The organism is Streptococcus periodonticum (assembly GCF_003963555.1).
GTDB lineage: Bacteria > Bacillota > Bacilli > Lactobacillales > Streptococcaceae > Streptococcus > Streptococcus anginosus.
Genome location: NZ_CP034543.1, coordinates 1,244,792 through 1,269,234, shown reverse-complemented (window position 1 = coordinate 1,269,234; position 24,443 = coordinate 1,244,792). Strand labels below are relative to the sequence as shown.

General features: G+C 37.4%; 23 protein-coding genes and 2 pseudogenes. 20 read left to right on the top strand and 5 right to left on the bottom strand.

From position 1 onward, the window contains the following. The 9 genes and pseudogenes from EHW89_RS06165 to EHW89_RS09630 all read left to right on the top strand — a co-directional run. The gene (locus EHW89_RS06165) at positions 1 to 1,302 is read left to right on the top strand and encodes a PTS sugar transporter subunit IIC (RefSeq protein WP_003032486.1); all 1,302 of its coding nucleotides are present in this window, start codon (positions 1 to 3) and stop codon (positions 1,300 to 1,302) included. Positions 1,303 to 1,469: 167 nt separating this feature from the next. Next, positions 1,470 to 3,911, top strand: coding sequence for a glycyl radical protein (locus tag EHW89_RS06160; RefSeq protein WP_126467354.1), 2,442 nt, complete (start codon positions 1,470 to 1,472; stop codon positions 3,909 to 3,911). Positions 3,912 to 3,925: 14 nt separating this feature from the next. Then, positions 3,926 to 4,594, top strand: a complete 669-nt coding sequence (locus tag EHW89_RS06155) for a fructose-6-phosphate aldolase (protein WP_126467352.1) — start codon at positions 3,926 to 3,928, stop codon at positions 4,592 to 4,594. A gap of 30 nt (positions 4,595 to 4,624) precedes the next feature. Further along, positions 4,625 to 5,713, top strand: coding sequence for a glycerol dehydrogenase (locus tag EHW89_RS06150; protein ID WP_126467350.1), 1,089 nt, complete (start codon positions 4,625 to 4,627; stop codon positions 5,711 to 5,713). Between the two features lie 154 nt (positions 5,714 to 5,867). Continuing rightward, positions 5,868 to 6,433 (top strand): annotated as a pseudogene (locus EHW89_RS06145) (GrpB family protein). 127 nt (positions 6,434 to 6,560) lie between these two features. Then, positions 6,561 to 6,719 (top strand): CD1845 family protein, encoded by a 159-nt coding sequence (locus EHW89_RS09635; protein ID WP_226997593.1) that lies wholly within the window; start codon positions 6,561 to 6,563, stop codon positions 6,717 to 6,719. Positions 6,720 to 6,750: 31 nt separating this feature from the next. Then, positions 6,751 to 7,065, top strand: coding sequence for a TfoX/Sxy family protein (locus tag EHW89_RS06135; RefSeq protein WP_126467348.1), 315 nt, complete (start codon positions 6,751 to 6,753; stop codon positions 7,063 to 7,065). 56 nt (positions 7,066 to 7,121) lie between these two features. Beyond that, positions 7,122 to 7,550, top strand: coding sequence for a VOC family protein (locus tag EHW89_RS06130; RefSeq protein WP_126467346.1), 429 nt, complete (start codon positions 7,122 to 7,124; stop codon positions 7,548 to 7,550). A 51-nt stretch (positions 7,551 to 7,601) separates the two neighbouring features. Beyond that, a pseudogene (locus EHW89_RS09630) lies at positions 7,602 to 7,786 on the top strand (TfoX/Sxy family protein); the annotation flags it as partial. A gap of 124 nt (positions 7,787 to 7,910) precedes the next feature. Here EHW89_RS09630 and lysS read toward each other — a convergent pair. From lysS to EHW89_RS06100, 5 genes are all read right to left on the bottom strand, one after another. Next, the gene (gene lysS, locus EHW89_RS06120) at positions 7,911 to 9,398 is read right to left on the bottom strand and encodes a lysine--tRNA ligase (protein WP_022526282.1); all 1,488 of its coding nucleotides are present in this window, start codon (positions 9,396 to 9,398) and stop codon (positions 7,911 to 7,913) included. A gap of 82 nt (positions 9,399 to 9,480) precedes the next feature. Continuing rightward, positions 9,481 to 10,122, bottom strand: a complete 642-nt coding sequence (locus EHW89_RS06115; protein WP_126467344.1) for a histidine phosphatase family protein — start codon at positions 10,120 to 10,122, stop codon at positions 9,481 to 9,483. Positions 10,123 to 10,134: 12 nt separating this feature from the next. Next, the gene (locus tag EHW89_RS06110) at positions 10,135 to 10,617 is read right to left on the bottom strand and encodes an aminoacyl-tRNA deacylase (protein ID WP_126467342.1); all 483 of its coding nucleotides are present in this window, start codon (positions 10,615 to 10,617) and stop codon (positions 10,135 to 10,137) included. Next, complete coding sequence (locus tag EHW89_RS06105) at positions 10,617 to 11,459, bottom strand: DUF368 domain-containing protein (RefSeq protein ID WP_126467339.1); 843 nt, start codon at positions 11,457 to 11,459, stop codon at positions 10,617 to 10,619. Before EHW89_RS06105 ends, EHW89_RS06110 begins: the two co-directional genes overlap by 1 nt. Before the next feature lie 126 nt (positions 11,460 to 11,585). Continuing rightward, positions 11,586 to 12,422 (bottom strand): glycoside hydrolase family 25 protein, encoded by an 837-nt coding sequence (locus EHW89_RS06100; RefSeq protein WP_126467337.1) that lies wholly within the window; start codon positions 12,420 to 12,422, stop codon positions 11,586 to 11,588. Between the two features lie 280 nt (positions 12,423 to 12,702). On the opposite strand from EHW89_RS06100, the gene ftsW reads away from it, so the two are divergent. From ftsW to EHW89_RS06050, 11 genes are all read left to right on the top strand, one after another. After that, positions 12,703 to 13,935, top strand: coding sequence for a cell division peptidoglycan polymerase FtsW (gene ftsW / locus EHW89_RS06095; RefSeq protein WP_126467335.1), 1,233 nt, complete (start codon positions 12,703 to 12,705; stop codon positions 13,933 to 13,935). Positions 13,936 to 13,973: 38 nt separating this feature from the next. Then, positions 13,974 to 16,673 (top strand): phosphoenolpyruvate carboxylase, encoded by a 2,700-nt coding sequence (gene ppc, locus EHW89_RS06090; protein ID WP_126467333.1) that lies wholly within the window; start codon positions 13,974 to 13,976, stop codon positions 16,671 to 16,673. A 125-nt stretch (positions 16,674 to 16,798) separates the two neighbouring features. Next, positions 16,799 to 17,269, top strand: a complete 471-nt coding sequence (locus EHW89_RS06085; protein ID WP_126467331.1) for an RNA polymerase sigma factor — start codon at positions 16,799 to 16,801, stop codon at positions 17,267 to 17,269. Further along, positions 17,256 to 18,320 carry an anti sigma factor C-terminal domain-containing protein gene (locus tag EHW89_RS06080; protein ID WP_126467329.1) on the top strand — a complete coding sequence of 355 codons (1,065 nt, stop codon included), beginning with the start codon at positions 17,256 to 17,258 and terminating at the stop codon, positions 18,318 to 18,320. Before EHW89_RS06085 ends, EHW89_RS06080 begins: the two co-directional genes overlap by 14 nt. A 113-nt stretch (positions 18,321 to 18,433) precedes the next feature. Next, on the top strand, positions 18,434 to 18,601 hold the full coding sequence (locus EHW89_RS09365; protein WP_155589713.1) for a hypothetical protein: 168 nt from the start codon (positions 18,434 to 18,436) through the stop codon (positions 18,599 to 18,601). Between the two features lie 2 nt (positions 18,602 to 18,603). Further along, positions 18,604 to 19,539 carry a replication initiator protein A gene (locus tag EHW89_RS06075; protein WP_126467327.1) on the top strand — a complete coding sequence of 312 codons (936 nt, stop codon included), beginning with the start codon at positions 18,604 to 18,606 and terminating at the stop codon, positions 19,537 to 19,539. Between the two features lie 13 nt (positions 19,540 to 19,552). Beyond that, positions 19,553 to 20,344, top strand: coding sequence for a DNA adenine methylase (locus EHW89_RS06070; RefSeq protein ID WP_126467325.1), 792 nt, complete (start codon positions 19,553 to 19,555; stop codon positions 20,342 to 20,344). A gap of 82 nt (positions 20,345 to 20,426) precedes the next feature. Beyond that, the gene (locus tag EHW89_RS06065) at positions 20,427 to 20,693 is read left to right on the top strand and encodes a hypothetical protein (RefSeq protein WP_059220915.1); all 267 of its coding nucleotides are present in this window, start codon (positions 20,427 to 20,429) and stop codon (positions 20,691 to 20,693) included. Positions 20,694 to 20,714: 21 nt separating this feature from the next. Then, positions 20,715 to 21,038, top strand: a complete 324-nt coding sequence (locus EHW89_RS06060; protein WP_126467323.1) for a hypothetical protein — start codon at positions 20,715 to 20,717, stop codon at positions 21,036 to 21,038. Between the two features lie 315 nt (positions 21,039 to 21,353). Beyond that, on the top strand, positions 21,354 to 21,674 hold the full coding sequence (locus tag EHW89_RS06055) for a hypothetical protein (RefSeq protein ID WP_003042818.1): 321 nt from the start codon (positions 21,354 to 21,356) through the stop codon (positions 21,672 to 21,674). 147 nt (positions 21,675 to 21,821) lie between these two features. After that, positions 21,822 to 24,380, top strand: coding sequence for an SEC10/PgrA surface exclusion domain-containing protein (locus EHW89_RS06050; RefSeq protein ID WP_126467321.1), 2,559 nt, complete (start codon positions 21,822 to 21,824; stop codon positions 24,378 to 24,380). The last annotated feature ends 63 nt before the right edge of the window (positions 24,381 to 24,443 follow it).

Sequence of the window (24,443 nt, the reverse complement as noted above, 5' to 3'; positions counted from 1 at the left end):
ATGGCTAAAATAGATACTCAAAAAATTATTGCGCCGATTATGAAATTTGTCAATATGCGCGGTATTATTGCCTTAAAGGATGGCATGTTGGCAATTCTGCCCTTGACAGTTGTTGGAAGTATCTTTCTGATTGTAGGACAGTTACCATTTGAAGGCCTTAATCAAGCGATTGCAGGCATTTTCGGGAAAAATTGGACCGAGCCATTTATGCAGGTTTACTCAGGAACTTTTGCGATTATGGGTTTGATTTCCTGTTTTTCTATAGGATATTCTTATGCTAAAAATAGTGGTGTAGAGCCTCTGCCGGCAGGTGTGTTATCTGTGTCTTCTTTCTTCATTCTTTTAAAATCTTCTTATATTCCAGAAAAAGGTGAAGAAATTACAGACGCGATTGCCAAGATTTGGTTTGGCGGTCAGGGGATTATTGGAGCCATTATTATTGGTTTGGTTGTCGGTAGTATCTATACCATGTTTATTCAAAAACATATTGTTATTAAGATGCCAGAGCAAGTTCCTCAAGCGATCGCCAAGCAATTTGAGGCTATGATTCCAGCTTTTGTGATATTCTTCCTTTCCATGGTAGTCTATATTCTTGCTAAAATGCTGACAAAGGGTGGTACTTTTATCGAAATGATTTATGGTGTGATTCAAGTACCGCTGCAAGGATTGACTGGTTCCCTTTACGGTGCAATCGGTATTGCCTTTTTCATCTCTTTCCTATGGTGGTTTGGTGTACACGGACAATCTGTTGTCAATGGTGTAGTGACCGCTCTCTTACTTTCAAATCTGGATGCTAATAAAGCCTTGCTTGCTGCTGGAAAGTTATCTGTTGGAAAAGGTGCTCACATTGTCACTCAGCAATTCTTGGATAGTTTCCTTATTTTGTCTGGTTCTGGTATTACTTTTGGTTTGGTGGTAGCCATGCTCTTTGCAGCTAAGTCTAAACAATACAAAGCACTAGGAAAGGTTGCTGCTTTTCCAGCAATCTTTAATGTCAATGAACCAGTTGTGTTTGGGTTTCCAATTGTTATGAATCCCGTCATGTTCTTGCCTTTTATTCTTGTACCTGTTTTAGCGGCTGTAATTGTTTATGGTTCTATAGCAATTGGCTTTATGCAGCCATTTTCAGGGGTGACCTTGCCATGGAGTACACCAGCTATTATTTCTGGTTTCTTAGTGGCAGGATGGCAAGGTGCTCTCATCCAAGTTGTCATTTTAGCTATGTCCACTCTCATCTATTTCCCATTCTTTAAATTCCAAGACAATCTTGCTTACAGTAATGAACTGAAAGCGGAAGGATAAACTACATTGTATCACTGTAAAGAAATTATTTTAACGTTGATTGAGCACAAATGTGCAAAAAATCTTTAATTCGATAATTGATTATAGATGATTGAATTTTTGCATCTTGCATGCTACAATAGTTACGAAAGAAATAAAAATAATTTCATAAGAAAGGTTGTGCTGTGATGCCTAATGTAAAAGAAATAGAAAAAACGACTATACAAACAAGTTATTTTGGTAGTTTAACGGACCGAATGAACAAGTATCGGGAAGATGTGCTGGACAAGAAACCTTATATTGATGCTGAACGTGCTGTTCTTGCAACAAGAGCTTATCAAGAGCATAAAGAAAAGCCAAATGTTCTGAAGCGTGCTTATATGCTTAAGGAAATTTTGGAAAATATGACGCTTTATATTGAAGATGAGACCATGATTGTTGGAAATCAGGCTTCATCTAATAAAGATGCACCTATTTTCCCAGAGTATACTTTAGAATTTGTACTCAATGAATTAGATCTTTTTGAAAAGCGCGACGGTGATGTTTTCTATATTACAGAGGAAACCAAAGAACAAATCCGGGACATCGCTCCCTTCTGGGAAAACAATAACCTCCGTGCTAGAGCTGGGGCTTTACTTCCAGAAGAAGTTCAGGTTTATATGGAAACTGGCTTCTTTGGCATGGAAGGAAAGATGAACTCTGGTGATGCTCACTTGGCAGTCAACTATCAAAAATTGCTTCAATATGGTTTGAAAGGTTTTGAGGAAAAAGCTCGGGCAGCTAAGGAGGCCTTGGATTTAACAGATCCGGCTAGTATTGATAAATATCATTTCTATGATTCAATTTTCATTGTAGTGGATGCTGTGAAAGCTTATGCGGATCGTTTTGTCAAATTAGCTCAAGATATGGCAGAGTCTGCAAGCCCAGAGCGCCGTCAGGAATTATTGGAAATTGCTCGAATTTGCTCCAAAGTGCCTTACGAACCAGCGGAAACGTTTGCTGAAGCTATTCAGTCTGTCTGGTTTATCCAGTGTATTTTACAGATTGAGTCTAATGGTCACTCCCTCTCTTATGGGCGCTTTGACCAATACATGTATCCTTATGTTAAGTCGGACTTGGAAGCTGGTCGCGAGACGGAAGAAAGCATTGTCGAACGCTTAACCAATCTTTGGATTAAGACGATTACGATCAATAAAGTACGCAGTCAGGCTCATACTTTCTCATCTGCTGGTAGTCCTTTGTATCAAAATGTGACAATTGGTGGACAAACACGTGATAAGAAAGATGCTGTAAATCCCCTTTCATATCTGGTTTTGAGATCTGTTGCACAGACGCATTTGCCACAGCCGAACTTAACAGTTCGCTACCATGCTGGTCTAGATGCTCGTTTTATGAACGAATGCATAGAAGTTATGAAACTAGGTTTTGGAATGCCTGCTTTCAATAATGACGAGATTATCATCCCATCCTTTATCGCAAAAGGCGTTTTGGAAGAAGATGCATACGACTATAGTGCCATCGGTTGTGTGGAAACTGCCGTGCCTGGTAAATGGGGCTACCGTTGTACGGGTATGAGCTACATGAACTTCCCTAAAGTACTTCTCATCACTATGAACGATGGAATTGATCCCGCATCTGGCAAGCGTTTTGCACCAAGCTTCGGTCATTTTAAAGACATGAAGAGTTTTGCTGAGCTGCAAACGGCTTGGGACAAGACTTTGCGCCACTTGACTCGTATGAGTGTCATCGTGGAAAATTCTATCGACCTGTCTCTTGAAAGAGAAGTGCCGGATATCCTCTGCTCAGCTTTGACAGATGATTGTATCGGACGCGGTAAGCATTTGAAAGAGGGGGGAGCTGTCTATGACTATATTTCTGGTCTCCAAGTCGGTATTGCCAATCTATCAGACTCACTAGCAGCAATCAAGAAGTTAGTCTTTGAAGAAGGCAAATTGACTCCAGCTGAACTCTGGCATGCGCTTGAAACGGACTATGCAGGTGAGCGTGGCAAGGAGATTCAAGAGATGTTGATTTCTGATGCACCGAAATATGGTAATGATGATGATTACGCTGATAAGCTGGTGACTGATGCTTATGATATTTATGTGGATGAAATTGCTAAATATCCAAATACCCGTTATGGACGCGGTCCAATTGGCGGTATCCGCTATTCAGGAACATCTTCTATTTCAGCCAATGTTGGTCAAGGTCGTGGTACTTTGGCGACACCAGATGGCCGCAATGCAGGAACACCGCTCGCTGAAGGCTGTTCTCCATCTCACAATATGGACAAGAATGGTCCGACTTCTGTATTGAAATCTGTTTCTAAATTGCCGACAGATGAAATCGTTGGGGGGGTTCTGCTCAATCAAAAAGTGAATCCTCAGACCTTGTCTAAGGAAGAAGATAAAATTAAATTGATTGCTTTACTTCGTACGTTCTTTAACCGTTTGCACGGTTATCATATTCAATACAATGTTGTTTCTAGAGAAACCTTGATTGATGCGCAAAAACATCCTGAAAAACACCGTGATTTGATTGTGCGTGTTGCAGGATATTCGGCATTCTTCAATGTACTCTCCAAAGCAACACAAGATGATATTATCGGACGTACAGAACACACATTATAAAAGAGGTCCAGTTTATGGAATTCATGCTTGATACATTAAATGTAGAAGAAATAAAAAAATGGTCGCAAGTTCTCCCCTTGGCAGGAGTGACTTCTAACCCGACCATCGCTAAAAAAGAGGGAGAGATTGATTTCTTTAAACGCATCCAAGAAGTTAGAGAAATTATTGGGAAAGCTCCTTCCATTCATATTCAGGTTGTTGCCAAAGATTATCAGGGAATTTTAAAAGATGCAGCTGAAATTCGCAAGCATTGTAGTGGAAATGTGTTTGTCAAAGTACCTGTAACCCCTGAAGGTTTAGCCGCTATAAAGGTTTTAAAAGCAGAAGGTTACAAGATTACGGCAACTGCTATTTATACCATTTTCCAAGGTTTATTAGCCATTCAAGCAGGCGCAGATTATTTAGCTCCTTATTATAACCGTATGGAAAATTTGAACATTGATTCAGATGTAGTTATTGGCCAATTGGCAGATGCGATTGCAGTAGAAGGTTCATCTAGCAAAATTTTAGCAGCTTCCTTTAAAAATGTAGGACAAGTCAACAAGGCTTTTGCTGATGGTGCCCATGCTATTACAGCAGGTGCGGATGTCTTTGAAGCAGCTTTTGCTATGCCGTCTATTTCAAAGGCAGTAAATGATTTTGCAGCAGATTGGTCATTCATTCATGGTCAAAAGTACATCTAATCTCCATTTTTGCGTAGGAAGAGGTATTTTATGAGAACTTTTGCAAGCCCTTCTCGCTATATTCAAGGTGAAGATGCCTTATTTGAAAATGCAAAACAGATTTTGAACTTAGGAAACCATCCAGTTTTGCTTTGTGACAACACTGTTTATCAAATTGTAGGAAAGAAGTTCCAATCCTGTCTTACTCGCTATGGACTTCATGTATTGCATGTCAGTTTTAATGGTGAAGCTTCGGATAATGAAATCAATCGGGTAGCTGCTTTAGCTGAAAAAGATGGAGCAGATCTAGTGATTGGTCTTGGTGGTGGAAAAACAATTGACAGTGCTAAGGCAATCGCAGATTTATTGGGAAATCCCGTCGTGATTGCACCGACTATTGCTTCGACAGATGCACCAACATCAGCTCTTTCAGTAATTTATACCGAGGAAGGAGCATTTGAAAAATATATTTTTTACACCAAGAACCCAGATCTTGTTCTAGTAGATTCAAAGGTCATTGCTCAAGCTCCAAAGCGCTTGTTGGCTTCTGGAATTGCAGATGGTTTAGCGACTTGGGTTGAAGCGCGTGCGGTTATGCAGGCAAATGGAGAGACCATGCTAGGACAAAGACAGACTTTAGCAGGCGCAGCTATTGCTCAAAAATGTGAAGAAACTCTTTTTGCAGATGGTTTACAAGCACTGGCTTCTTGTGAGGCGCAGGTGGTAACACCAGCTCTTGAGCATATCATTGAGGCTAATACGCTTCTCAGCGGTGTTGGTTTTGAAAGTGGTGGATTGGCTGCTGCTCATGCCATTCACAATGGATTTACAGCTCTGACTGGTGATATTCATCATCTGACTCATGGAGAAAAAGTAGCTTATGGAACGCTAACACAGCTCTTTCTTGAAAAACGTCCAAAAGAGGAGTTGGAAAAATATATTCGTTTCTATCAGAAAATTGGTATGCCTACGACCTTGGCAGAAATGCATTTAGAAAATGCCAGCTATGATGATTTGCTCAAGGTTGGTAAGCAAGCTACTATTGAAGGTGAAACCATTCATCAAATGCCTTTTAAAATCTCTGCTTCAGATGTTGCTGCTGCCATTTTGGCAGTTGATCGTTATGTAAACTCCTTATAAAAATAAAAAGAAACAAGTCCGATTAGATTGGACTTGTTTTTTCGTGTAGTGATAGCTAAAAGTTTTAATCAGAAATAATAAACGCCTGATGCACATTGAAAATGTCATAATGATAATAAATGTGAGAAATAAATGCAAACTAGTGGAGGACAGATTGAGTAAAAAATTAGAAGACAGAGTTTAGAAAAATTATGGCAGTTGTTTCCCATATTTCTTGTAAAACATAATAAAGAATGGGCGGATTGGTATGATGAGGAAGCAACTGCTATTTTGTCCCTGATACCAGCTAAATATATAGTAAGAATATCTCATATTGGTAGTACTGCGGTTCAAAATATATGGGCAAAGAATATAGTAGATATATTATTTGAGGTTCGATTAGCAGAAGAACTAGAAATAGTGAAAAATATTCTTGTTGAAAATAATTGGTTATGCATGAGTCAAAGTACACGATGAATCTCATTAAATAAAGGATACACGGAGCAAGGTTTTGCAGAAAAAGTCTTTCATCTTCACATTAGAGTTGTCGGAGATAACGATGAACTGTACTTCAGAGATTACTTACGTGAGAATCATAATGTAGCGAAAGAATATGAACATTTAAAGATGAACTTATGGAAGAAATTTGAACATGATAGAGACGGCTACACTGATGCAAAGTGTAAGTTTATTAAACGATATACTAAAATTGCAAAAGAAAAATTTATAGGAAGATATTAAAATAGATACGAGAACTGTGATCGTGCTTTTTAACTTACTTTAAATATGGTAAATTAGTCTTATCTTATCAATTTTGACAACTTTTCTGACATAGGAACGGCGTTGTTGTATATCGTTATGATGTTGCATATTTGGAACATTAGCTTCTTTCAATCAAGGAAAAGTCGGAATAGGTATATCAGGATTGATTATCGGCTTCCTATTTAGTCCTTACGGGCTTCCGATGATAGGAGAAACAGTGATAGCGTTTATCAAATTGATAAATGATAAGATTAGGGCGATATAGATAAATTGGAATTTGGAGGGGGATAATCAAAGTGAATGAAATTAATGAATATGTTCGCGATAGTTTTTCTAAATCCGGCGATATTGTCATAAAATCTATGATGGGCGGATACCTTATATATTTTAATGGTAAGCTGATAGGTGACATTTGCAATAATGAACTGTTTTTAAAGAGAACGCCGACATCGGACAGACTGCTTGCAGATTCCGAACTGCGTTATCCGTATGAAGGTTCAAAAACCTTGATGCATGTATTTGATAGTTTTGATGATAAGGTTCTAATTCTGGAACTTCTGGATGGTATGTATGCTGAACTTCCGGAAAAGAAACCTGCGAAAGCCAGATGAGAAAGACAAATCTTAATTTATTAGATGAAAGTTAATTAGAAATTATGGAGGTAGTAATGAATAAGATTACTTGTATTTGTTTAGGTGTTAGCAATATGGAAAAGTCAATAAAGTTTTACAGAGATGGTTTAGGATATAAGACTGACTGTAAAGAAAATAATCCGCCAGTATGTTTTTTCAATACTCCAGGAACAAAATTTGAACTATTTCCTTTAGAACAATTGGCAAAAGATATTGATGAACATAACCCACCAAAGAGAAATGGATTTTCTGGAATTACATTAGCGTACAATGTTGAACAAAAAGAAGATGTTGATAGTGTAATTGAATTAGTACGAAATGCTGGTGGAAGAATTGTAAAAGAACCACAAGACACCTTTTGGGGTGGATATCACGCCTATTTTTCTGATTTAGATGGATATTATTTGGAAGTTGCATGGGGACCAAATTTTAAGTTTGACAAAAATGGACTATTGAAATTTTAGTAATTAAAAGAGATATAAAAAAAGGTATCAAGCAAAGAATACTTAGACTTTATTTTAGAACAAGTATCTGAATTAGATAATATTAGTTATAGAGCTATGATGGGAGAATTTATTATCTATTATAATGGAAAAATTATTGGCGGAATACATGATGGTAGATTACTTGTTAAACCTGTGCAGATATGCCAAATGTAGTGTATGACTTGCCGTATGATGGAGCAAAAGAAATAATTCTTGATTATAGTAGAATTTTGAACGAAAAAATTCAATTATGATAGAGTTAAAAAATGACCTTGTCCCTCTTGAACGAGGGAGCAAGGTCATTTTTGTTATCTCAGTATTCATTTGATAAGAAATTGTTTATTTCATCGTAGGGAAGAGCAATACGTCACGAATAGAAGTGACATCTGTCAACAGCATAATTAAGCGGTCAATTCCAATTCCGAGGCCGCCAGTTGGTGGCATACCGTATTCAAGAGCTTCTACATAGTCGTAGTCGATACCAGTCGCTTCATCATCTCCGAGTTCCTTAGCTTTGGCTTGCGCTTCAAAACGCGATAATTGGTCAATTGGGTCGTTCAACTCTGTAAAGGCGTTGGCAAATTCGCGTCCAACGATAAAGAGTTCAAAGCGGTCGGTAAAGCGAGGATCATCTGCATTTTTCTTAGCAAGAGGTGAGACTTCAACTGGATGCCCATAGATAAATGTAGGTTGAATCAAGGTATCCTCAACAAAATCTTCAAAGAAAGCATTGATAATATGACCGACTGTAAAATGCTTTTCAACCGTCACATGATGTTCCTTAGCTAGTGCAGTGGCTTCTTCGAGAGTCATTTCTTTCCAGAAATCAATGCCCGTTTGCTCTTTAATGGCTTCTAGCATATGTTTACGTGCAAATTTGCGACCGATAAAGATTTCAGTACCTTGATAAGGGACACTTTCGGCATCTGTAACAGCTTTAGCTGCACTTTGGATAATCCCTTCTGTCAAGTCCATGATATCCTCAAAGTCTGCATAAGCCTGATAAGCTTCAATTGTAGTAAATTCAGGATTGTGAGTGGCATCCATTCCTTCGTTACGGAAAATGCGTCCCATTTCATAAACACGTTCCATACCACCAACAATCAGACGTTTTAAGTGCAATTCAGTTGCGATACGAAGTACCATATCAATATTTTGTGCATTGTGATGAGTAATAAATGGACGAGCAGCAGCACCACCAGCTTCATTATGTAGTACAGGTGTTTCAACTTCAAGGAATCCTTGGTTATCAAGATAACGGCGGATTTCTGAAACGATACGACTGCGAGTTACGAAGCGTTCAAAGCTTTCCCGATTGGAAATCAAATCCAAATAACGTTTACGATAAATCGTTTCAACGTCTGTTAGTCCATGGAATTTTTCAGGCAATGGACGAAGTGCTTTAGAGAGGTGTGTGATGTGAGTTGCTTTGATTGACAGCTCTCCCATATCTGTGCGCATAACCTCACCTTCAATACCAAGGAAGTCCCCAATATCCGCTTTTTTAAAAATTTGATAATTTTCTTCACCAACAGTATCTTTTCTAACATAGATTTGAATTTGACCTTCACGGTCTTGGATATGAGCAAAACCGACTTTGCCTTTCCCGCGCTTGGTCATAAGTCGTCCCGCAATGGTAGCAGTTTCAGCTAATTCGTGCAACTCTTCTTTTGTTTTATCACTATATTTTTCTTTTAATTGGGCAGAATCTGCGGTGCGTTCAAAACGTTTACCAAATGGGTCAATGCCTTGTTCTGCTAAAGCAGCCATTTTTTCACGACGAATCAGTTGCTGGTCATTTAATTCTTCAATATGTTCAGTAGTCATATTCTTCCTCCTAAAGTTTACCTTCCTCATTCTATCATAAATAAGGCAGAAATTCATCTATAAATAAAGAAAAACCGTGATTTTATACGCTCACAGTTTTAATTGTTTCTAAGTGGTCAACATTGTTCCAATCAAGAAGTGTAAAATGCTCAAAATCTTGTGTTTCAAGAATGGTGACACTTCCATTTGTAAGACCGCCCTGCTGGCGAAGTTGAGCAAAGTCATAACCTAATAACAAACGTAAAGAAGCGGTTAAATTCGCTCCATGACCAACAAAAAGAAGATTTTCATAAGATTGTCCTTTTTGTGATTTAATGAAGTCTATTGTACGTCGTGTAGTATTGTAGACTGATTCCGCACCAAAAATAGAGTTGTTAAATTTCGCTAGATTGTGACGGAAAGCTTCCATTTGATGAGGATAGATAGCCGTAATCGTAGAAATTTTCTGTCCTTCTAGGGAGCCTAATTGCCATTCACGTAGCTCGGCATGTGGCTCAACGACTTGTGAAAAATGATTTTCACTATTGATAATCTGTGCAGTTGCCATTGCGCGTGGTAAATCACTTGAAAAAATTTTGTCAAATTTAATGTGAGCTATGTGTTTTCCAAGCAAGTGCAATTCTTCAATAGAAGTCTCAAGCAGCGGTGAATCACCATTGGCTCCTTGAAAGCGTCCTTCTAAATTCCATTGAGTTTTCCCGTGTCGAACGAAGTAGAGTTTCATACAGGTTCCTTTCTATTTTGAATCCTCTTTTAAATCTGCAAAGGTCGCCTCGACAAAATGGGCTAAATCCTCTGCGTTAATTTCAATACTGTGTCCTAATTCTCCAGCCGATACGATAATAGTCTCGTCTGTTAAAGCTGAATTGTCAATGTAAATAGGAAAGTGGTGTTTTTGACGAATGCCGACAGGATTATTTGCTCCGTGAATGTAGCCAGTCGTCTTTTCTAAATCTTTTTGTGGAATCATGCTGACTTTTTTGTTACCAGATATTTTGGCCAGCTTTTTTTCAGCTAGATGTTCTGTTATGGGCAAAATCCCAATAATTGTCCCTGTTTTATCGCCTGTTAGAGCCAATGTTTTGTAAATCTGTGAGCGCTCTATTCCTTTGGGCAATTGTCCTTCTAAAGCATTGATTTGGATGCCTTTGTGAGGAATTTTTGCTTTTGTCAAAATTTGTTCTACTAAGGTTTTCTTAATTTTTGTTTTTTTAGCCATTATTTATACTCTTCCTCCAATTGGCTCATCCAAGCGCCCAGCCAAGTTCCTAATCCAAAGAAGAACGCAGCCGTAACAAAGGTGATGATAGAAGTATTAGCATAATGAATACTTTCGCTATTTCCAGGGTTTGGTACCAAGATGAGAACAGTACTAGATAAGACAATCCCAATGATAAAATGGTACACTTGAGAATGATAATTTTCCAAAGCATAGTGCATAGACTTGGAAAAAATCACAAGTGCGAGGAGACAGCCGATTCCGATTGGTAAAAAGGTTCCCAAAATATCTAAAGATTTAAAACCAATTAGCATCGGGGAATACAGACCCAAAATCAAGAGCAAATTTGAAGGACTTAATCCTGGAACGAGAATTCCCAGTGCGATAAGGGCGCCAGCTAAAATAAAAGTCAAGAAATTTGCTGGCAATGTTCCGACTAAACTATTGAGGAAATAAAGGCAAATCCCAGAGATGAAAAAAGTGGCTACGAACCAAATAACATCAGTTCGGTCGCGATCAGATTCTCTGGTAGATTCCTTTAGTAAACTTGGAATTGTACCGATAATCGCTCCTGCAAATCCCCATAAAACAATGATTTTATAATGCTCTAAGAGATATTCAACTGGCAGGGAAAATAGTGCAATCCCTAAAACCATTCCAATACCAACAGGTAAAAAATAAAGTACATTTTCACGAAAATTCTCTTTTATATGCGCTAAAAAATAAATCATCCGCTCGTAAATCCCCAAAATAGTGGCTAAAACTCCACCAGATACCCCAGGGAGAATAAATCCTAGCGCGATGACAATTCCCTTAAAAATTCTGATTAACCAAGAAATCATTCATTACTCCCTAAACTTTTCTTTGTTAGTCATTATAACATATTTAGAAACAAGAAAGTAGTGATAACTAGACGAGAAGAAAAGAAAAACTCTGCAAAGTTTTCGATTCAAACTATTACAGAGTTATTATTTTCCATTACCAAATAATTTTTTAAATGTTTTTGTCTGATTTTTTAAAGGAGATAGCTGATTAAGATCGACATCATGTGCAAAACCACCAATTGAGCCTTGTGATGTGTATTGATGTAAATCGTATTTTAAGTCTGTCTTAGGGGCAGTGTTGTAATAACCGTCATTATAGCCGTAAGTTGGAATCCAAATAGCTGTGAATTTCTTAGTTGAGATACTGTGTTCTTCAAGGAAATAGGTTCCGACATAAATCCCGATGTTCTTAGCACCCAATGATGCTAACTTAGCGCGAAAAGCTTCAACACCAGCATTCATGTTCTCCATAGTTTTTTCTTCAACATCTAGCCAGTAGTAGGTCGGTTTGTATTTTGAAGCAGCTTTATAAAAACTTTCGGCAGCTTTTTGCATTTCTTTCTTGTTGCTACCTGCCACATAAGCATAGACAGCGACAGGAATATTTCGTTTTTGAAATTCTTCTATGTGGCGTTGATAGGATTTATCAATTCCGTTTAAGTGTGTAGCTGCATTTTCTTTTTTTGCTTGTGCTCCGCTATGCACGCGTATAATGGCGCCAGAAACATTTTTTGCTAGTACGTCATAGTTAATATCACTTGGCAATTGCCAGCCGGACAAGTCAATGATTGGTTTATAGGCTTTGTCTGCTTCATCGGAATCTGAAGTATCAGTTGACTGAGAAGCAGCTGATGTTTGTGTAATAGCGTCCTTTTGCTGTTTAGTTTCCTTGTTTTCTGAATAATGCTTCGCTCCTAAAATAATCGCAATGAAGCTAACAAAGAAAACAAAGACAACAAGCGGTTTAATCCTCTTTCTCATATAATTTCATTTTAACGTAAAGTCAGATAAAAAGCAAAATAAACTAGTAGAAAATAAGTATTTGTCATCAAATTGAAATATTAAAGAAAGCGGTTTATTGGACATAATGGTGAAGAATGCTTATAAATCCTATTCATAAACTCAGCTTATTGTTCTTTTTTTAGTTAAAGTTTAGCCTAGATACTGCAAGGATTTAAAAAATACCGTTCGTCAAATACTTTTTTTTTACCCTGAAAAGTGGTATAATGTTCGGTGAAAATTTAATAATATTAGGTGAACTATGAAAATTGATAAACGCCACCTGCTGAATTATTCCATTTTGATTCCTTATTTGATTTTATCTATTTTGGGATTGATAGTTGTTTATTCAACGTCAAGTGCCACTTTAGTACAGGTAGGAGCAAATTCGCTCAGATCTGTTTTAAATCAAGGAATTTTCTGGGTAATCAGCTTACTTGCCATTGCTTTAATTTACAAAATAAAGTTAGATTTCTTAAAAGACAATCGACTGATTGTCATTGTTATTTTTGTGGAAATCTTGCTTTTAATTTTATCTCGCTTCCTTGGTGCCCGAATCAATGGTGCACATGGTTGGTTACGATTTGGTCCGATTAGTCTCCAGCCGGCTGAGTATTTAAAAATTATTCTGATTTGGTTTTTAGCACAGCGGTTTTCTCATCAGCAAGATGAAATCGCAACGTATGACTATCAGGCTTTAACACGAAATCAACTGATTCCACGCGCACTGAACGACTGGCGAATCCTAGTCGTTGTGCTAATTGGAATCGTAGCAGCGCTGCCTGACTTGGGGAATGCGACCATTCTTTTGCTGACGACCTTAATCATGGTAACGGTTAGTGGGATCGGTTATCGCTGGTTTTCAACTCTTCTTGGGATATTGGTCACTCTTTCCACAGCGGTTTTAGCAGGCATCTGGTTGATTGGTGTGGAAAAAGTTGCTAAGGTTCCTGTGTTTGGCTATGTAGCAAAACGATTTAGTGCCTTTTTTAATCCTTTTAAAGATTTATCAGGCGCAGGTCACCAGCTAGCTAATTCCTATTACGCCATGAGCAATGGCGGTTGGTTTGGCTTAGGATTAGGAAATTCTATCGAAAAACGTGGTTATTTGCCAGAAGCACAGACAGACTTCGTCTTTTCCATTGTTATTGAAGAATTTGGATTTATCGGTGCCAGCTTGATTTTAGCCCTCTTGTTTTTCCTTATTTTGCGGATTATCCTTGTGGGAATTCGAGCGAAAGATCCATTTAATTCTATGATGGCTCTTGGTGTCGGTGGAATGTTACTGACACAAACGTTTGTCAATATTGGAGGAATTTCCGGTTTGATTCCTTCGACGGGTGTCACCTTCCCATTCTTATCACAAGGTGGAAATAGTTTGTTAGTATTATCCGTAGCGATTGCTTTTGTTTTAAACATTGATGCCAATGAAAAACGAGAAAGTTTGTATAGAGAAATCGAAGAAACCAATCACGGTTTAAGAATTATTCGCTAACGTTAGATTGAGCAAAAGCTTATTGAAAGGTGTAGATTATGTCACTTCAAAAATTAGAAAATTACAACAATAAAGAAGTTATCAAAGAAGAAGTTACGATTCTGACGGACTTATTAGAAGAAGTTACAAAAAATATGCTGAGTCCTGAAACCTTTGAAAAAATCATTGCTTTAAAAGAATTAGCAGCAGCTGGAAATTATGAAGGGTTAAATGAGATTGTTCAAAGTCTATCGAACAAGGAAATGTCTTATATTTCTCGTTATTTTTCAATCCTGCCTCTTTTAATCAATATTTCAGAAGATGTGGATTTGGCTTTTGAGATTAACTATCAAAATAATGTGGGGCAAGATTATCTTGGGAAATTATCCACAACGATTGATTTGGTTGCTGAAAAGGAAAACGCTGCTGAAATTTTGGAGCATTTGAATGTGGTCCCTGTTTTAACAGCTCATCCAACTCAAGTGCAACGAACGACTATGCTGGATTTGACCAATCATATTCACGTCTTGTTGCGTAAATACCGCGATGTGCGAATGGGCTTGCTCAATGAGCAAAAATGGCACAATAATCTTCGTCGATATATCGAAATTATCATGCGAACAGATATGATTCGTGAGAAGAAATTAAAAGTGACCAATGAAATCACCAATGTGATGGAATACTACAATAGCTCTTTCTTGCAGGCGGTGACTAATTTAACAGAAGAATACAAGCGCTTAGCCAAACAGCACGGGATTGACCTGAAAAATCCTACCCCTATTACAATGGGAATGTGGATTGGTGGCGACCGAGATGGAAATCCGTATGTCACATCTGAAACGTTGAAAAAATCCGCTTTGACCCAATGTGAAGTGATTATGAACTATTACGATACGAAAGTTGCTAATTTGTACCGTGAATTTTCTTTGTCAACAGGTATCGTAAAAGTCAGTGAAGCGGTGCAGGAAATGGCTTATCTGTCAGAAGATAATTCTATTTACCGCGAAAAAGAATTGTATCGCCGTGCTTTCTACTACATTCAAACAAAACTAAAAAATACAAAGACTTACTTTATTGATCAGATAAAAACAGAGCCACATTACCACAAAATTGAGGAATTTAAACATGATTTACTAGCTATCAAGCAGTCTCTTCTTGAAAATAAAGGCGAAGCAATGATTTCTGGTGAGTTTACTGAGTTGCTTCAAGCGGTAGAAGTATTCGGTTTTTACCTTGCTTCCATTGATATGCGTCAAGATTCCAGTGTTCATGAAGCCTGCGTTGCGGAGTTATTAGCGAGCGCAGGAATTGTGGAGCATTATAGCGAGCTTTCTGAAGACGAAAAATGTCACGTTCTGCTAAATGAACTTCTCTATGACCCGCGGATTCTCTCTGCAACACACACTAAAAAATCAGCCCTTTTACAAAAAGAATTAGAGATTTTTCAAACGGCGCGTGAGTTGAAAGATAAGCTAGGAGATGCTGTCATTAAACAAACCATTATTTCTCATGCTACGAGCGTGTCTGACCTTTTAGAGTTGGCTGTTATGCACAAGGAAGTTGGTCTCATTGATAAAGAATTTGCGCGTGTACAGATTGTGCCACTCTTTGAAACCATTGAAGACTTGGATAATTCCTATGACACGATGAAGAAATACTTATCTCTTCCAATCGCTCAGAAATGGATTGCCTCCAATAACAACTATCAAGAAATCATGCTGGGCTATTCAGACAGCAATAAAGACGGTGGTTACTTATCATCTTGCTGGACTCTTTATAAAGCTCAACAGCAATTGACTGCTATCGGAGATGAATTTGGTGTGAAAATCACCTTTTTCCACGGTCGTGGTGGAACGGTTGGTCGTGGTGGCGGACCTACTTATGAAGCCATTACCTCTCAGCCTCTCCGTAGTATCAATGACCGGATTCGCTTGACAGAGCAAGGAGAAGTCATTGGCAATAAATACGGAAATAAAGACGCTGCTTATTACAATTTAGAAATGCTGGTTTCGGCAACGATTAACCGTATGATTACTAAGAAAAAAAGTGATACCAACACTTCAAATCGTTATGAATATATTATGGATCAAGTAGTAAAACGGAGTTATCAAATTTATCGTGACCTGGTTTTTGGCAATGAGCATTTTTATGATTATTTCTTTGAATCAAGCCCGATTAAAGCTATTTCTAGTTTTAATATTGGTTCAAGACCGGCTGCGCGTAAAACAATTACCGAAATCGGTGGCTTGCGTGCCATTCCGTGGGTCTTTTCATGGTCGCAAAGTCGGGTAATGTTCCCTGGTTGGTATGGTGTTGGATCTAGCTTTAAAGAATTTATTGATGAAAATCCAGAAGAAAATCTTGCTTTCTTGAGAAAGATGTATAAAAATTGGCCTTTCTTCCAATCGCTTTTGTCCAATGTAGACATGGTGTTATCAAAGTCGAATATGAATATCGCCTTTGAATATGCTCAATTGTGTGAAGATAAAGAAGTACAAGAAATTTATTATTCAATTTTGGATGAGTGGCAATTAACCAAGAATGTTATTCTTGCTATTGAAGATTATGATGACCTGTTAGAGGAAAATCCCTATTTGCGAGACAGTTTAGAGTACCGCATGCGTTACTTTAACATTTTGAATTACATTCAGCTAGAACTCATCAAACGCCAACGCCGTGGGGAGTTATCTCCTGACGAAGAAAGGTTGATTCACATCACAATCAACGGAATTGCGACAGGACTGAGAAACTCAGGCTGATGAAGAATGAAAGATCGGATTATTTCCGATTTTTTTATATTTTTGTAACCCAAAACGCTTCCAATTCGTTATACTGGTGAAAGAAGGGGGATGATGATATCAAACTAGATGATTATGAAAAAGTCTTGATTACCTTTGCGAAAGAAATCGTCTATTATCTGCAAGGCTCAGGCGTTCTAAAAGAGCAAGCAGAAGATGTTGTTCAAGATGTTTTTATCAAAATGCTAGAGTCTGATTTTGTCATCCCTGCTCAAAAAATGCGAGCTTGGATGTATCGTGTGTCTATTCGCCGCTATATTGATAAATACCGGCGCGATAAGCATTATATGGAAATCCTGCGACGAGATTTTTTTACAAAGGAAAATCAATTGATTGTTGAAGGAGCAGATTATGACTTTCTCATGGAGGAAGTAGAAAAGTTGCCCACACAGGATAAAATCATGTTGGATCTTTATTATTTTCAAGGATTCTCAATAGGCGAAATAGCAGAAGTACTCCATTATTCTAAGAGCAAAGTCAAAGTTCAGCTCATGCGCAGTCGAAAGAAACTTCGACAGGTTTTGGAAAAGAAAGGATATCATCATGGAAACATTTGAAATCGTTGCGAAGAAGAGCAAAAAGCGAAATACCAAGCGGATTATCCTCTGGTCAACAACAGTAGTGGTAGTATTTTTGGGAATATATATTGGTGTTCGTATGATTACGGGAAAACTCATCAGCAACCAAGCTTGGAAGGTAGTCAATGAGGTACAACTAGTTGAAAGCGTTGCCTTTCCTAATATTGAAACGTATACCTGGTCTGCTAATGGTGGAGATATGTTTCACGGTGGTATTAAAGGTAGACAAGCTAAAGATATTTATGGGATTCCGCTAGACTATGGTGAATACAAGACAGATTTTGGAATTTTTAATATTGATCGAGGAACTCTTTTTCATGCAAATTCTGGCAGATATACGGAATCTGGAGCAACTATTCAAATAGAAAACAATCAAAAAGTGCCACAATTCTACAATAAAAAAGCTAAAGAAGAGAAAGGAGAACCTGTCCATGAACCAACCCAAGAACTTCCTTATATCAAAGAAATGAAAAATCAACTGGTAGAAGTGGCTCTGACTTTTGATAAACCATATAGTTTAAAAGAAATTCGAGCAATGATTCCTAAGAATCTTAAAACCAATTGGTATTGGATTGGTACAAATTCAATAGGTGATCCAAGTTGGTGGCAACCAAGCAATCTATATGGCACAAGTCCAGATTATCTAACGCAAAAAGAATATGTTCACAAGAAGGAAGCAGAAGAAGCTATTAAAAATCTCAAAGAAGGAGAGAAACTGAATGATAGACTTTCTGAAATGAAGGATGTAGATGGATTCTTGGATAATCTGAAGAAATATATTAAAAGTGGATTTGGAAAAAGTAGCTACAATAATGCAACTCCGTCAGATGACATTAAAACCTACTTGAAAAAATTTGGTAAGCTAGACTTGTCTAAGAAAGAAGATTTAGAAAAATTAGAATTCTCAGGCGTTATCCTAACAGGAAAAGCTAAAAATTTTGCACAGTTGGAGGGTAAGGAGTGGATTTATGCATCAAGCATTGGAGCTTCTATACCAAATCAACCATACTACAAGTTGGACAAAGAATAAATTGATAAAAAAGGCGTGTAAGTGTCTAGAGTTTTGAGAATTTGAAAAATTGAATATCTTATAAATCAAGAGAACAAGAAATTGTTCTCTTTTTTATGTTATTGGAGGTTGATATGAAGAAAAATAGATCATACTCAGTTACTAAACAGTTACTTGTAAAAAATTTAGTTCAAGAGACTGGATTAACAAATTTAGAAATAGAAAAAGCATTACAAGAGTTATCAGATTATGGGTTGATTAAAATTTCAAGTCAAGGCATGGCTATTAAAGTTGTGGGGTAAATATGGAAAGAATAACGGTTGAACAAGTAGAGAATAGTGAACGTTTTTATCGTCTACCTAAAGCATTATTTGAATTGGATAGATATAAGAAGATGAGTTCAGATTCAAAGTTTCTTTATGCAATTTTAAAAGATAGAGCAGAATTATCTATCAAAAATAAGTGGATTGATTCAGAGGGTTGTGTATATTTCATCTTTACGATTGATGAGTTAAAAGAAATGACTGGTTGGGGTAAAGATAAAATTATCAAACTAAAGAAAGAATTAGCCAAGTTTGAACTCTTAGAAGAAGAACGGAAAGGACTAAATAAACCTAATCGTTTATATCTAGGAAAGATTAAAATTGAGTTATCCACAGGCTTTAAGCCAGTAAAATCAACGGAAGTCGGAAAATCAGAAGTCCGGAAGTCGGAAAAACCGAACTCCAGAAGTCGGAAAATCAGAAGTCTTGAAGTCGATTTTCCAGAACCTAATGATACTGATAATAGTGATACTGATTATAATGGAAATTCTATGTCTAGAAAGGCGAATCCAATTTCAAAAGAAATTTCCTCGCCTGCTGGAGCTATGGATTTATCTACACCAGAAGAATCTGTGAAATATATCCAACCAGAATATTATTCTCTCCTGCAAGTGATTGCTGATAGGTATAATGGGAAATTTACGCAATTAGATCTTTTTACAGGTGAATTTCAAAATTATAAATTAACCCACTATCAAAAAATGATGATTGGACAATATCTTTCAGATGGGTATGTGACGAGTGGTGAAGTGTTAGATATAATCGAGCGGATTCCAATTGATTCGGAAAGTCCCCTAGCTTATTTGCTGAAATGTTTGGAAAATCTTAAAGAGGAACGCAGGTTAGAGGCGAAAATGATTGCTCATAGGAATGCTGAAATGAAATATGAGGATTCGGGAAAGGCCGCCCTAGTTTAAGAGGTAATGAAAAATGAAAACTATTCTTCGTTATCCAGGTAGTAAATGGAATCTAGCTAAGAGAATTGTTGATTTCTTTCCTAAACATAAAAGTTATCTTGAACCGTATTTTGGAAGTGGCGCAGTATTATTTACGAAAGAGTTGAGCAGTATTGAAACGGTAAATGATTTGAATGATGATGTTGTCAATCTTTTTCAGGTAATTAAAGCAACTCCTAAAGAGCTAAGCGAAAAACTCTTTCTGACACCTTATAGTCGGACTGTTTATAACAGGGCTTGGGAAACTAATCCTAATAATAAAGTTGATAAAGCAGCTAATTTTATTATTCGTTCTTTGATGTCTCATGGCTTCCGCAATTTTGAAAAGTCTGGTTGGAAGCGTGATGTGAACGGTCGAGAAAGAGCTTATGCGGTGAAGCATTGGAATGAACTTCCTGAAATTATCCAAGAAGCAGCTATCCGCTTAAAACAAGTACAGATTGAGAACCGGCCGGCTTTGGATTTAATTTCAGAATATAATCGTGAGAATGTCTGTATGTATATTGATCCACCTTATGTTTTGAGTACGAGGACAAGAAAACAATATACAGTAGAGATGGAAGATCAGGATCATCAAGAGTTATTAGAAATATTGAATCAATCGAAAGCTAAAATTTTGGTGAGTGGTTATGACAGTGATTTATACAATAAGCAGCTGAAAAACTGGGAAAGAGTAGAGTTTCCGGCAACTGCAGAACATGGCTTGCCACGTACAGAAGTTCTTTGGATGAATTTTCAACAGAAGAAGCAATTGGAGTTGTTTTAAAAGAGAATGTAGATGGGATACCGTGAACAAGAACTTGAGAGAAATAAAGATAGTCCATTTTATTAAGAAAAAGGAGAAAACAATGGTGCTTTTTGGAAATGATAGAAAATCAGAAAGAATGGCTGCAATGCGAGAAGCCCCTAAACCAGTAGAAGAACTAGAGATGTTGATTGAGTATTATGATAAAACAACAGAAACAATTTCAATTATATCCAACCTAGAAGAATTACAACAATTGGTTGGTAATTCCTTATCAACTGGAGCCAGTATGAATTTTTCCTCTGCTAACCCTCCATTTGCCATCAATCCAAGGTGGGTTAAAAAAGTGACTTTTACAAAAAGACAGTAGATTTACAAGGAGTTAGTTGATATGTTTAAAAATTTTAAAGATATTAGGTTTGAAAGAACTAATGAAAACGGAGAAACAGTCTATTTTGTAAAATCTGATGGAATGCAAGCTAACTTATTTGAAAGAATTTGTTTAATTACAATCAGTCTAACTTTAGGTCTCCTTTATGTAGCATTTCGAATGTTAATTGGTGCCCTATTCTTAGCGATTCTTGCAGCGATTCTCAATCGTTTCTTAAAAGGCGATACTTCGTTTTTAAGTTACTTTTTACTAGCGCTAACTGACGTTCACATTATTCTCTTTGGCTGTATCATTGGCTTAGGGCTTTGGTTTTCAGATATGTAAATAGTATTACTAGATTTTGACCTGAGCATGTCAAAAAACTGCTTAATGTTCTTTGACAATTGAATACTCCCACTGTCCTGATTAGCGCAGTCTAAGCATAAAAAGAAGAATAGGGGCGGTGTGTAGCTAGAAAGAAATATCTAGCGCTGACTGCATCACGTAAAGCCACGGTTGACTTGTCCCGTAAGGCTAAGGGGTTTCTGGGATTTTCTAGACCACAATTTTAATCCTGCATAAAAAACACAGTAGAAATGCTACGGCATTAACTCGGCATGGCTGTAAATCAGCCTTTGATTCACACTAAAGGAGGACGAGATGAATCAAATTAAAATATCATCTAGTGAGGTTACACTCACAGATTTAAGACGATTAGGTCGTGAAGGTGATGCAACAGCACGCCTTGATACTGGTGAAGAAGTCAAGTTGACTAGTAAATACGGCTTGATTCCTCGTAAGGGTTATATAAATGGCAAACTCGAACTAGTAGAAATGATTGTGGAGTATGCAAGTATTTATCAGGCTATCCGTACAATCAAGCGAGGAAATATTCTTGTTGCTAGACGAATTAAACGAGGAAAAAAGTCTGTTTTACAATTAACTGGCAAAGGTTATCATCGACCTATCGTTAAACCTTAACAGATAGAGTCCTCATCTATCTGTTTTGAAGAATGAAGAAATGTATTCTTTGTTGTTGAAAGCAGATAGGTGTAAAGGAAAGAGAAGTAGATGAGTAGATTGAACTCATAATAAAAAATAAAGAAATAAAAATAGGAGTAACACATTATGAAACAAGTTTCTAAAACAATTTTAACAACTATTGCAACAATTGCTGCTTTTAATGCAGGACAACAAGCAGTTCAAGCAGAAGAATTATCAAAAGCAGATTCTCAAAAGACTGAAGTTGATCAGGTTCAAAAAGAAGTAACTCAAGCAGATGTGACGGTAAGTCAAACAAAAGTAGTTGCCGCAAATGGAGCGGTAAAAGCCCAAGAAACAACTGTTGCAGCAGCTAAGCAAGAAGTGGTGGTAGCTGAAAAGAAAGCAAGTACTGCACAAACTAATCTTTCTCAAGCAGAGAAAGTAGCTGCTGAAGCAACACCAGGAAATATTTCTAAAGCAGAACAGACGGTGAAAAATACGCAAACGGCTGTAGAAAATGCTGAGAAAGCTGTGACGGCAAGTCAAGCAGCTCAAACACAAGCTCAATTGTCTGTTTCAAATCAAGAAAAGATTACAAAACAGGCACAAGAAGCGGTGAAGGCAAAACAGGGTGAAGTAAGTAAAGCCAAAGAAAAGGTTGCAGAAAAACAAGCGATCTTAGACGGAACAGGTACAAAAGAAATCATTGAAAAAGCTGAACAAACACAAGCTAAGGTGAATATAGATAAAGCGGCTGTTCAAAAGGCACAGGCAGATTTAGTTGAAGCGAAACAAGTTGATCAAAAACGTGCTAGTGATTTGGCAAATGTTGATAAGGAAGTGCTTCAAGCTCAAATAACTACAGGTGCTTCTAAGTCTGATTTAGATAAAAAGGTTGCTATGGCAAGTAAAACAGCAGAAGCTTTAGAAAAGGCGACAGTTGATTTAACAAAAGCCAATCATAAAGCTGAAGCGATCAATACGATTACGCTTTCGCAAGATTACATTACAGCTTTACGAGAGTATAATCAAAACTTTACTAAATACAGCAAAGCAGAGTTAAAAGCTCAAACAGATAAATTAGTTGCTATGGGAAAGGCACTCGCTAAACAGAATCAATTTAAAGCGAATCAAGATGATAGTGATCTTGATACCTTAGATTTGAATCATCTCCCAGCCGAAGTTCGAGAAGAGATGTCTCTCTTTGCGGCTGATTTACTCAATCAAATTCGTGCAGCCTTTGGGACAGCGAAAGTTGAAGTGTCTAAAGGTGCAACTGAAGCAGTTAATGAACATGTTTCTACTTCTGCAACGAATGGTGTGAAAGGTCATGATCGGGCAAATTTGGATCGAGTACTGGCTAAAGTAGGTATCACTAGTGGAACAGAAGAAAGCATTGGCTTAATGGGTGGTTCTGGTTCGGCTCGAAAACAACAGAAAATCAGTCAACGAGAGTTAAAACGACTGATTTATAATAACATCTTGAACTTGATGTTTAATGCTTTTGAAGGTGTAGAGGATAATGAAAACAATGAATTTCTCCACGCTGGAACACTAGCTGGACTATCTGAAAGCGGTGTGAAGAAGGCTTATTTAGGGGTTGGTACTTCTTATAAAGATGATTTCTGGCAAGTAGTCAACTTCCTCTTTGTGTATGATAAGGCTCTTACACAACCAAATACCTTTGACGCCAAAGCATTGTCTAATCCATTTGATAGTAAGGAAGTCTTAGTCCGTCAAAAAGCGGCGCAAAGCGCTTATGATTTAGCTAAGAAGGCTGATGAACAAGCCAAAGCGAACAAAGCCAAAGCTGAAACAGACTATCAAAAAGCGAAGGCTAAGCTAGCGCTTGTGACAGTTAAACGAGATAGCTTGAAAGCTGAAAGTCCTTTAACTCCTGCGGCAGAAGCAACTCTCACAAAAGCACAGGCAACGTTGAAAGCAGATGAAGCAGAAAACAAAGCGGCGCAAGAAGCGGTGAAGCAATTAAATGCAGATGTTAAGGCGAAACAAGCAGCTCTATCACAAGCCAAAGCTGAATTAGCTCAAAAACAAATGGAGTTAAAAGCTCTTGAAGCGATTCTTTCTACTGATGAAACCACTTTAGTTGCTAAACAAGCAACTCTTATGAAAACAAAAAGTTTTGTTAAACAACGGATTGCTGAATTAGTACAAGCAAAAGAAAATGTTGTGAAAGCACAAGCAGTTGTTGCTCAGTTGAAAGCAGCTCCAGCTATATTGAAACAAGCACAAATGGATTATCGCTCTGCTAAACAAGTTCTTTTTGAGAAGCAGGCAGTTTTAAAGCAGGCAGAAGCTAAATTGACTGTACTTAAAGTTGAACAAGCAGAGGTGACAAACCAATATCAAGTTCTTGTGAAGACTTATCAAGCTCAATTGGAAGCACAACGTCAAGCAAAATTAGCGGAACAAAAAGTAGCCATTGAAAAAGCAGGCGGTCAAGCTATTCCTGTTTTTGATGAAACTGGTAAATTGGTTTCTTATGAAAATATGCATAAACAAGCTACACAATCACCAGTGGGAAGTCAATCAACTGTTCAGCCAGTTCAGGTAAATTATTCAACTCGTTTTGAAAAAGCACTTCCATCTACTGGCGAAAAAGGCTCAATCTTGAGTGCGATTGGTGGATTACTTTTAGTTGGTCTTAGTTTTATGGGAACGAAGCGAAAAGAAGTGAAATAAGGAGAAAGCATGAATTTAATGTATTTTCGGATGGCACGTGCACCATCTCTGTGATTTAGTGTA